The organism is Hyalangium sp., from assembly GCF_035629615.1.
Classification (GTDB): Bacteria; Myxococcota; Myxococcia; order Myxococcales; family Myxococcaceae; genus Hyalangium.
The window spans coordinates 1-11,076 of record NZ_DASPHO010000134.1 but is presented as its reverse complement, the minus strand read 5'-3'; the positions used below and the strand labels follow the sequence as shown (position 1 = coordinate 11,076).

Genomic DNA, 11,076 nt, shown 5'->3' with positions numbered 1-11,076 from the left:
CATGCGCTGCCAGCCCGGGTGGAGGTGCAACTCGATTTCGTCGATCAGCACCACAGCTTCGGCGGACAGCGGGTCTTGAAGCTTGGGATTGGCTATCGCCAGACGTCGCCCCAGGTCTCCGGCCACAGCCAACAGGCCCTTCTCCCCATCGGAGAGTTGATCGAGTTCCAAGGTGACTCCCTCTTTTTGAACTACCATTCTTAGCGGAGCACGTTGAACGCGGAGGCCTAAGAAGCCAGGGACAAGGGTCCCGATTGCAGTTCTTACGGCTTCCAGTTGGCGATCTCGATGGCTTTGATCGACCTGAAGGCGCTGCTCGTTCTCAAGGTCCTCTCGCTCCCGAAACCACTCGAAGAAGGATTTGAAGTTCCGTCCAGTTCCCCCTAACGCCTCGGCGTAGGCGTCGAAGGGTTCAAATTCGTAAATGCGACCTGATTTGACGCGCGGCGGAGTGTCCGTCGCTGGAACTCGATTGACTGGGTAGTAGATCGCCAGCGGGAGCTGCTTCAGCTGGTCAAGCCGAAATTCCAAAGTCTCGACGAACTGCTTCAATCCTGCGAGATCGTTCGATGCTCGCCGAGGAAGTCCTTTGCGCGCCATCGCGAGCGACCAGAGGAAAAATTGGTTTTCAGAAGCGACCTCGATCGTATTGAGGGTGTGGGCTTCGGTGTTCTGGATGTCGGTTTCATAGAGCCGACGGCTATGTCCCTTGTTCTCAATGAGTTCCGAGGGCACTTGAGACAGGAGCAGCGCGAGGCAGTCGAGGATTGACGTCTTACCGGCGCCATTGACACCGACGAGCATGGTCACCTGCCCGCTGAACTCTAGGGAGAGCTCACGGAAGCCGCGGAAGGACTTCATTTCAAGGCGGCGGACCTTCATCGAGGAAATCGACTCCCGGATAGAGGGATCGACGCTACAGCCGGGGCGCCGCGAAGGCGAGAAAAGCCTCGCGCGGCGCTTGCAGTGAAGTTCGAGGAGTGAACGCGTGCGCCGAGGGAGATCCCGTCAGTCGATCTTGCCGTTGGAGAAGGCGGCGCCGGCGATGACACGGAAGGAAGGCGTGTCGAAGGCCGTGCCGATCCCCGGCCCACCGAGGACGTAGAGATCCAGCCAGGGCAAGGCGTGCCGGCGGATGGCCAGCAGCACCTCCGTGCTCATCCGCCCGCCGCCGAGCGGCACGGACGTCAGCACGCTCAGCTCGCCGCGCGTCTTCTTTCCGCCCAGCGAGGTCACCGTGGCGGCCAGCCGCAGCTCGTTGCCGACCACATCCTTCTCACGCTGAGAGATCTCACTGATGTCCACCTCCTTGCGCAGGAGGGCACCCACCTCGACCCCCGCCTGGTACCCCTCCGACTGGACGCCGAGCTGGAGCCGGGGGAACACCGCGAAGTCCTCGCGAGCGAGCGCATCGCTGCTGCCCACGGGGAGCCCTGCGGACACGCCAAGCCCGAGGTTCACCGGCGCGCCCCTCTTCACGCTCAGCAGTCCGGTGCGAGCCCCCACCCAGGGAGTGCCCATCCCGGCGCGAGAGGGTGGCACCGCCTGGATGGTGCGCGTGCCCGTCTGGTTGAAGATGACGGGCAGCTGCGCCTCCACCTGCAGCCAGGGCAGCACGCCATAGGCCGCCGTGAGGTGCGTGGTGAACTTTCCCTCGACCAGCGCCTGGCCTGCAGCCGGATCCCAGCGCTCATCGAAGGAGAGGGGCTGTTGCTCGTAGTGGACCTGGAACGAGCCGCGGAAGACGCCTTGATCCAGCGTCCGGCCCGTGCCGACGACAAGCGAGCCGAGCGAGCTGGGCTCGAACTGGAGCCGCTGCAGATCGAAGGAGGGCAGCCGTGGTTGGGCAACGGCGGAGGTGGACAGCAGAGACAGCGCGAGGAGACAGAGCGAGAAGGAGTGACGGGCCATCGAGCGCATCTTTCGTGACGGGATGACGCTCTCACTCTACGCCCAACGTAGCGGGTTGGGCGTAGAAAACACTCAGACCCGGAGTCCGCGTCAGCTCCGCAAGCCCGGAGCCTCCTGGCCCGTGCGTGCCACGTACTCCGTATAACCGCCGCCGTACTTGTGCACGCCCTCGGGCGTCAGCTCCAGCACCCGGTTGGAGAGGGCCGCCAGGAAGTGCCGGTCGTGGCTCACGAAGAGCATGGTGCCCTCGTAGTTGGCCAGCGCGGTGATCAGCATCTGCTTGGTGGCCATGTCCAGGTGGTTGGTGGGCTCGTCCAGCACCAGGAAGTTGGGCGGATCGTAGAGCATCTGCGCCAGCACCAGCCGCGCCTTCTCGCCGCCGGAGAGTACCCGGCACTTCTTCTCCACCTCGTCTCCCGAGAAGCCGAAGCACCCGGCCAGCGCCCGCAGCGAGCCCTGCGAGGCGCGCGGGAAGCGCTCTACCAGGGACTCGAACACCGTCAGCTCCGGCTTCAGCACCTCCATGGCGTGCTGGGCGAAGTAGCCCATCTTCACGCTAGAGCCCACCGTCACTGCTCCGTCATCCGGCTGGGACTCGCCCGCGATCAGCTTGAGCAGCGTGGACTTGCCCGCCCCGTTCACGCCCATCACGCACCAGCGCTCGCCGCGGCGAACCAGGAAGTCCAGCCCCTCGTAGACGGGGCGCTTGCCGTAGCCCTTCACCACCTGCTCCAGCTTCGCCACGTCGTCGCCCGAGCGCGGCGGCGGCTGGAAGTCGAAGAGCAGCGTCTGCCGGCGCTTGGGCGGCTCCACCTTCTCGATCTTCTCCAGCTTCTTCACCCGGCTCTGCACCTGGGCGGCGTGCGAGGCCCGCGCCTTGAAGCGCTCGATGAACTTCAGCTCCTTGGCCAGCATGGCCTGCTGGCGCTCGAACTGGGCCTGCTGCTGCTTCTCGGCGAGAGCGCGCTGCCGCTCGTAGAAGTCGTAGTTGCCCGAGTACGTGGTCAGCGTGCCGCCGTCGATCTCGATGATCTTCGTCACCACGCGGTTCATGAACTCGCGATCGTGGCTGGTCATCAGCAGGGCGCCCTCGTAGCCCTTCAGGAAGTTCTCCAGCCAGATGATCGACTCGATGTCCAGGTGGTTGCTGGGCTCGTCCAGGAGCATGGCGTCCGGGCGCATCAGGAGGATGCGGGCCAGCGCCACGCGCATCTTCCACCCGCCGCTCAGCGAGCCCACGTCCCCGTCCATCATGTCCTGCGTGAAGCCCAGGCCGGCGAGGATCTCTCTCGCGCGGCCCTCCAGGGCATAGCCGCCCAGCTCCTCGTAGCGGGCCTGCACCACGCCGAAGCGCTCGATGAGCTTGTCCAGCTCGTCCATGCGCTCGGGATCGGCCATGCCGGCCTCCAGCTCCTTGAGCTCGGCGGCCACCTGGGACACCGGGCCGGCACCGTCCATGGTCGCGGCCACCGCGGACATCCCGGACATCTCGCCCACGTCCTGGTCGAAGTAGCCGACGGTCACCCCTTTGTCGACGGAGACCTGGCCCTCGTCAGGGTGCTCGCGCTGCATGACCATGCGGAAGAGGGTGGTCTTGCCCGCACCGTTGGGGCCTACGAGGCCTATCTTCTCGCCGCGGTTGAGCTGGGCGGAGGCCTCCACAAAGAGGATCTGTTGGCCGTGCTGCTTGCCGATGTTGTCGAGCCGGATCATGAGTGTTCGAGTGAGGAGAGGGCGGCCTACCTAGCACAGCCAGGAGGCCTGGGGGATACCCTGGAACGGATGAAGGAGGCAGAGGCTTCCCCCCAGCATCCGGGCGGCCTGGCGCTCGCAAAGTGACAGGCCGCAGAGCAGCCCAGCAATCGGATTTCCCCGCCGTGCGTAGGGGAAGGTCGGAGAGGGACCCCATGGCCGAGCTGCTCGAAGACGTCCGTTTCGCCGCCCGAATCCTTCGCAAGAACCCAGGGTTTACCGCGGTGGCCATCCTCACGGTGGCGCTGGCCATCGGCGCCAACACCGCCATCTTCAGCGTGGTGAACGGGGTGCTGCTACGGCCGCTGCCCTTCCAGGAGCCGGAGCAGCTCTTCCAGGTGATTCGCCGCAACGCCGATGGGATCAGCCCCTCCGTCTCCGTCCCGCAGTACACCTTCTTCTCCGCTCAGGGCGAGCCGTTCTCGAAGTTGACGGCCTACCCGGCCCTCAACAGCGGGTTCAACCTGAGCGGGGACGGTCTCCCCGAGCGCGTCATGGGGGCGCGGGTGACGCAGCCATTCTTCGAGGTGCTGGGCGTCCCTCCCGCGCTGGGCCGGGGCTTCCTGCCGGAGGAGGATATTCCCGGCGGGCCGCGCGTGGTGGTGCTGGGCCATGGCCTGTGGCAGCGCCGCTTCGCAGGGAGCCCGGACGTCCTCGGCCGCTCCATCGCGCTCAACGGCGAGCCCTACACCATCGTCGGCGTCACTCGGCCCGGCTTCCATCACCCGGAGCAAGCGCAGCTCTGGACGCCGGCGCAGCTCGATCTGGCGAGCACCGAGGATGCGCACTACCTCGTGGCGCTCGGCCGGCTGAAGCCCGGTGTGGATCCGGCGCAGGTGGGGGCCGTGGTCAAGCTGCAGGGCGAGCAGATCCGCGCGAGCCGCCAGGGGGCGGTGCGCGACGAGCAATTCATGGATGCGGAGAAACTCCACTCCCTGGGGGTGCGGCACGTGAAGCCCGCGCTGCTGGTGCTGCTGGGGGCGGTGGGGCTGGTGTTGCTGATCGCGTGCGTGAACCTGGCCAACCTCCAGCTGGCGCGCGCGGCCTCCCGGGAGCGGGAGCTCGCGGTGCGCACCGCCCTGGGGGCGAGCCCGGGCCGCATCATGCGCCAGCTCCTCACCGAGAGCCTGTTCCTGTCCAGCGCTGGAGGCGCGCTGGGGCTGCTGCTGGCCATCTGGGCCCTGCCCGCGCTGCTCGCGCTGGCGCCCGAGGGGATCCCCATCCCGGAGGAGGTCCGCATCGACGGCTCGGTGCTCGGGTTCACGCTGGGTGTCTCGGTGCTCACGGGGCTGCTCTTCGGGTTGCTGCCCGCGTGGCAGGCCTCCCGGCCGGACCTGCAGGGCTCGATCAATGTGAGTGCGTCTCGCGCCACCTCCGGGCCCTCGGGGAACCGGACGCGGCGGCTGCTGGTGGTGAGCGAGGTGGCGCTCGCCGTGATCCTGCTCGTAGGGGCTTCGCTGCTGGTGAAGAGCTTCGCGACCCTGAGCGGCGTGGCCCCCGGGCTCGATCCGCAGAACGTGCTGACGATGAAGCTCTCCCTGCCCGAGGCGCGCTATGGCCGCCCGGAGGCGCTCCAGTCCTTTGCCCAGCAGGTGCTGGAGCGGGTGCGAGCCCTTCCGGGCGTCCAGGATGCGAGCTTCGCGCCCACGCTCCCCTTCGGGCCCGGAGCGGACATGGACTTCGCCATCGTGGGCCGCTACCAGGGCCCCGGCAGCAAGGAAGGGCAGGGGAGCGCGCACTACCGGCCGGTGATGCCCGGCTACTTCGAGACGCTGAAGATCGGCCTGGTGCGAGGGCGGCTGCTGGCCGACACGGACCAGCACGGGAGCGCTCCCGTGGTCATCATCAATGAGGCGGCGGCGCGTCGCTACTGGCCGGGGCAGGATCCCCTTGGGCAGCGCATCATCATCGGGCAGTCGGTACCCCAGCTTGCGGACCCGGCGCCCCGGGAGATTATCGGCGTGATCCGGGACGTGCACGAGACGGGCCTGGAGGAAGAGCCCCCTGCCATCCTCTACCTCCCCGTGGGGCAGATGCCCCTGGGGTTCTCCACGATGATGGTGCGCCTGCTGCCGCAGGGACTGGTGGTGCGCGCGCCGGGGGACACCGGCCCGCTCGCGGCCGCTGTGCAGCGCGAGATCTGGGCGGTGGACTCGCTGCAGCCGGTGACGGACATCGCGAGCATGGAGGAGGTCGTCGAGCGCTCGCTCGGCTCGCAGCGCTTCAACACGCTGCTGCTGGGGTTGATGGCGGGCCTGGCGCTGGTGCTGGCCGCGGTGGGCATCTACGGCGTGCTGTCCTACCTGGTCAACCAGCGCACCCGGGAGCTCGGGGTGCGCCTGGCGCTGGGGGCGACTCGGAGCGAGGTGGTGTGGCTCGTGCTGCGCCAGGGGCTGTCCACGGTGGGGGTGGGCGTGGCACTGGGGATCGTGGGCGCCTTCGGGCTGACGCGGCTGCTCGAGCGCCTGCTGTACTCCGTGAGCGCGCTGGATCCGCTGGCGTTCGTCGCGGCGCCCGGGGTGCTGGTGGGCGTGGCGCTGGTGTCCACGTGGCTGCCGGCGCGGCGGGCCGCGCGCGTGGATCCCATGGTGGCCCTGAGAGCCGATTAGCCGCGAAGGGGCCGCTCCCTCTATGCTATTCGTGATCAACCTGGGGGCTCTGCCAGGGGCCTCGAGGAGAAGATGACTGCAGTTGCTGGACACTGGCGACGCTCGTAGGGAGGATCCCCGGAGAGGGATGCATGTCCGACCTGCGCGACGATCTCCGGTTCGCCGCCCGCCTCTTCCGGAAGAGCCCTGGGTTCACCGCGGTCGCCATGCTCTCGCTGGCGCTGGCCATCGGTGCGAACACCGCCATCTTCAGCGTGGTGAATGGGGTGCTGCTGCAGCCGCTTCCCTTTCCGGAGCCCCATCGCCTCTTCCGGGTGATCCGCCACGATCCGGGCCGGGATGAGGCTCCGCTCTCGGCGCCGCAGTACGCGTTCCTGCTCCGCCAGGAGCAGCCGTTCTCGGCGCTGGCGGCCTGGCCGGTGACGGACAGCGGCTTCAACCTGAGCGGGGAGGGGGCTCCCGAGCGACTCACGGGCACGCGGGTGACGCGGTCGTTCTTCGAGGTGTTCGGCCTCACCCCCGTGCTCGGGCGGGGCTTCCTGCCGGAGGAGGATGTTCCCGGCGGGCCGCGCGTGGTGGTGCTGGGGCATGCGCTGTGGCAGCGCCTGTTCCAGGGAGACCCGGACGCAGTGGGGCGCTCCCTCGAGCTCAATGGCGAGCCCTACACCGTCGTCGGGGTCGCCCCGCCCGGCTTCGACTACCCCGGTCAGTCCCAGCTCTGGGTTCCGCTGCGGCTCGATCGGGTGAGCATCGAGGACACGCACTACCTGATGGTGGCAGGCCGCCTCAGGCCCGGCGTGGATCCAGCGCAGGTGGGAGCCCTGGTGACTGCGCAGGGCGAGCAGCTTCGAGCGAGCCGGCCAGGAGCCGTCCGCACACAGCACTGGCTGGATGCGGGCGAGCTGCAGACCCTGAGGGTTCGGGGGGTACGGCCCGCGCTGCTGATGTTGCTGGGCGCGGTGGGGTTGGTGCTGTTGATCGCATGCGTGAACCTGGCCAACCTGCAGCTGGCACGCGCCAGCAGCCGGGAGCGGGAGCTGGCTGTGCGCACCGCGCTGGGCGCCAGACCGGCCCGGATCGCCCAGCAGCTGCTCACCGAGAGCGTACTGTTGTCGGGGGCCGGGGGCGTGGTGGGCCTGGTGTTGGCTGCCTGGGGGCTGCCCGCGTTGCTCGCGCTGGTTCCCGAAGGGGTTCCACTGCCGGAGCGGATCCACATCGACGGCGCTGTGCTCGCGTTCACCCTGGGGGTGTCGATGCTGGCGGGGCTGCTCTTCGGTGTGCTGCCCGCGTGGCAGGCCACTCGGATGGACCCGGGAGGCTCTCTCCAGGTGGGCGTGCCGCGAAGGGCGCTCAGAGGCTCGGGGAGTCGCACGCGGTGGATGCTGGTGGTGAGCCAGGTGGCGCTGGCCATCATCCTGCTGGTGGGGGCCTCGTTGCTGGCAAAGAGCTTCTTCCTCGTGCGCGGCGTGCCTCCGGGGTTCGACGCACGGGAGGTGCTGACGATGAAGCTCCCCCTGCCCGAGGGGCCGTATGGCCGCCCCGAGGCGCTCGAGGCGTTCGCGGAGACCCTCATGGCGCGGGTGCGCGCGCTCCCCAAGGTCCAAGCGGTGGGCTTTGCGTTCACACTTCCCTTGGAGGCGGGCATTCGGCTGGACCTGACCGTCGAGGGCCGCCCGCCGGCGGCAGACACCACCGGGCATGGGCTCATGCACTACCGGCCGGTGGCGAGCGGCTACTTCGATGCATTGAAGATCGAGCTCGTCCGTGGCCGGCTGCTGAATGATCGGGATCGGCACGGAGGCAAGCCCGTGGCGCTCATCAATGAGGCGGCGGCGCGTCGCTACTGGCCTGGGGAGGAGCCGCTTGGGCAGCGCATCTCTCTCGGACGCTCGATTCCGCAGATCGCCGACCCCGAGCCACGGGAGATCATCGGCGTGGTGAGCGATGTCCGCGAGCTGGGGCTGCACGAGGAGCCACAGCCGATCGTCTACGTCCCGTTGGGGCAGATGCCGGCGCCCTTTCTGGCCCGCTTCATGCGGCTGTTCCCCCAGAGCATCCTGGTCCGCAGCTCGGGGGAGCTGGGGCCGCTCGCGGAGGCCGTGACGCGCGAGGCGTGGACGGTGAACCCGGCGCTGCCCGTCACGGGAGTCATGAGCCTGGAGACGATCCTCTCGCGCTCGATGGATCCCCGGCGCTTCAACACGTTGTTGCTGGGGCTGATGGCAGGCCTGGCGCTGGTGCTGGCCGCGGTGGGCCTCTATGGCGTGCTGTCCTATCGGGTGAACCAGCGGACTCGGGAGATCGGGGTGCGGATGGCGCTGGGGGCGACGCGGGGCGCGGTGGTGTGGCTGGTGGTGCGGCAGGGCATGTCTGCGGCCGGAGTGGGGGCGGTGCTGGGCCTGTGGGGCGCCTCGGAGCTTACGTGGCTGCTGGACCAGCTGCTGTACGGAGTGAGCCCGGTGGATCCGGGAGTGTTTCTGGCAGCGCCGGCGGTGCTGATGGGCGTGGCGCTGGTGGCCACGTGGCTGCCGGCCTTCCGGGCCTCGCGCGTGGATCCCATGGTGGCCCTGCGCTCGGAGTAGCGTCCCTGGTGTAGCCACCGACCTCCACAGGCTTCAGGTCGCTCATTCGAGGTGTCTCTCCGGTACCCGCCTCTGATGCTGCCACACTGCGGAGCAGTTGTTCACCCACGGGAGATCCGAGACCGCGTATCTTCGCCTCATGGGTTTCTTCGATCGGCTCTTTGGCCGCGCTGCGCCGGCAGCCCCTGCCTCACCTGACTCTTTGCGCGAGCGCCTCTTCGAGGCCGTCCACTCTGGAGACGGCGCGGCGCTCACCCAGCTCTGCACCGCCCACGAGACAGAGATCCTCGAATATTTTCCGGCCTGGCAGAAGGTACCCGAGGAGGCCCGCCAGGATCCGGCGCGCCTTCAGCGCTATGGCCAGGGCCTCGTGGGCATCGCCCAGTGCTTCGCCGAGGCCCGAAACCGGCCGGAGCTGCTCCAGCTCATGATGGGTCCCCCTGCCGGCAATCCCATCGTGCGCTGGCAGGAGACCCGGGATCGCGCCAGCAAGCTGATGGAGACGTTCGACTTCGAGGGGGCTCTGGCCCTGCTCGCGCCCGAGGCCGAGCGGATCCGTGGGCTGTCAGGCGGCAGCGCCGAGTCCATGAAGGCCATCACCTCGGGCCAGATGGCCACGTGTCATTTTCAGAGTGGCAGCGCCGAGGCCTCGGTCCCGCTCTTTCGGCAGGCCCTCGAGCACTGTCGGACGGGAGATGACGCGGAAGGCATCGCCGCCTCCCTGGGCAGCCTCTTCGAAGCGCACCGCTACCTCGGCCAGAGCGCCGAGGCCGCGAGCGTCGCCGCGGAGTACGCCACGGTGCTGGAGCACATGGGGCAGGGGGCACGAGCGCGCCGCTTCAAGAAGCTCGCCGACATTGTCCGGCGCGGCGAGCCGCTCAATCGAGTCGTGGCCGATCTTTCGGGCGCATCCTTCGAGCTCGATGAGCTCCCGCCTGTCATCGAGGGAAACCTACGGTTCGCTTTCTGCCGCAATCGCATCGGCCTCGCACGTGCCTTGGCGCTGGTCCAGCGCGGCCGTGAGAGAGGGCAGGAGGGTCACTTCGAGGAGGCGCTCTCACTCTTCAGCGAGGCCAGCCGTCTCGATCCCCATGCGCCGGAGCCCCGCTACGACGGGGCCGTCACGCTGCTCTATCTCCAGCGCCCGAGCGAGGCGGTGGCCTGGTACGACGAAGTCGAAGCACTGGCCCCGGGCTGGTTCCACTGCCGCGCCGAGCGCTGGTTGACGGCGGGGATTGCCGCTGGGCGGATTCCCCACCTGGCCTTCACCTCCCTGCGCAAGCTCGAGAGTCCGGATCTGAGCGCAGAGGAGAGGGTGCAGCTCGCGCGCCGGGGGATCCGCGAGGCGCCGGGAGTCACCGGGTTCCACTTGCACCTGGGCCGACAGCTCGCGGCGCTCGGCCGGCAGGACGAGGCGCGGGAGGTGCTCGCCCTGGGGCTTGCGCAGGGCGAAGAGCCGGACATGCGCTCGCGCCTGCTGGTTGAACAAGCCAACCATGAGCCACCCTCTCCGGAGCGCGACCGGAAGCTTTATGAGGCCATGGCGCCCGGAGGCAATCTGGTGGCTGGGGCCATGGCGGTGGTGATGCTGCGCATGGGGGGAGGCCAGCGCCACCTCCACTGAGCGGGAGGAGGCGCTGAAAAGGCTATGGTGGGCAGGTCCATGTCAGAAAGAACCCCGTATCCGTCCGACGAGCACCGTCGGCCACCGAGAGCGTGACCACGCTACGCGGAGCGGATGGCACGAGAAACCCGAGAGCAGTGGGCGAAGCGGATTCGGCAGTGGCAGCGCAGTGGAATGGACGCAGCGAGCTTCGCAAGGCTGGGCGAAGCGCTGGTCAGGCTATGAGGAGCGGGTCCATGTTCGCAAGAACCCCGAGCCAGCCAGAGGGGAAAGTCGCTGGGGGGCCGCGATGAGCACACGCAAACTCATCTCCGGAGCCATGAAGTTCCTTGAGGAGCTTGGCTCAAACGCTTCGGCACAGGAGAAGCAGGAAGTGCTGGACGTCCTGTTTGAGGCTCTCCTGTTCATCGAATCCACAGGTCAGCTCTATGCCTTCGAGGACTACCGGAAGCACCTTGTGTCTGACGATCCTCCCCTCGTCGTAGCGGCGTTTGGTTCACGCGAGGAAGCGGAGACCTGGTTGAAGGAGCACCCTGAGCCGCCCTCGTCCGCCTACATCTTGATTGCGGACCAGTACCATCTGCTCGTCTACAACCGC

The 11,076-nt window shown here is 68.1% G+C and carries 6 protein-coding genes and 1 pseudogene; 4 read left to right on the top strand and 3 right to left on the bottom strand.

Translation table 11 applies throughout. The features are described from left to right. The 3 genes from VD972_RS06590 to VD972_RS06580 form a co-directional block, all read right to left on the bottom strand. Positions 1-882: AAA family ATPase (locus tag VD972_RS06590; RefSeq protein ID WP_324982387.1), on the bottom strand; the 882-nt coding region annotated here is incomplete at its 3' end. Between the two features lie 126 nt (positions 883-1,008). Beyond that, the gene (locus tag VD972_RS06585) at positions 1,009-1,911 is read right to left on the bottom strand and encodes a flagellar motor protein MotB (protein ID WP_324982384.1); all 903 of its coding nucleotides are present in this window, start codon (positions 1,909-1,911) and stop codon (positions 1,009-1,011) included. 90 nt (positions 1,912-2,001) lie between these two features. Beyond that, on the bottom strand, positions 2,002-3,624 hold the full coding sequence (locus VD972_RS06580) for an ABC-F family ATP-binding cassette domain-containing protein (RefSeq protein WP_324982380.1): 1,623 nt from the start codon (positions 3,622-3,624) through the stop codon (positions 2,002-2,004). Positions 3,625-3,818: 194 nt separating this feature from the next. Between VD972_RS06580 and VD972_RS06575 the strand changes: the two genes are divergently transcribed. The 4 genes and pseudogenes from VD972_RS06575 to VD972_RS06560 all read left to right on the top strand — a co-directional run. After that, complete coding sequence (locus VD972_RS06575) at positions 3,819-6,272, top strand: ABC transporter permease (protein ID WP_324982377.1); 2,454 nt, start codon at positions 3,819-3,821, stop codon at positions 6,270-6,272. Between the two features lie 131 nt (positions 6,273-6,403). Continuing rightward, on the top strand, positions 6,404-8,854 hold the full coding sequence (locus VD972_RS06570) for an ABC transporter permease (RefSeq protein WP_324982374.1): 2,451 nt from the start codon (positions 6,404-6,406) through the stop codon (positions 8,852-8,854). A 139-nt stretch (positions 8,855-8,993) separates the two neighbouring features. Then, on the top strand, positions 8,994-10,478 hold the full coding sequence (locus VD972_RS06565) for a hypothetical protein (RefSeq protein ID WP_324982372.1): 1,485 nt from the start codon (positions 8,994-8,996) through the stop codon (positions 10,476-10,478). Between the two features lie 319 nt (positions 10,479-10,797). Next, positions 10,798-11,076, top strand: a pseudogene (locus tag VD972_RS06560) (head protein); the annotation flags it as partial.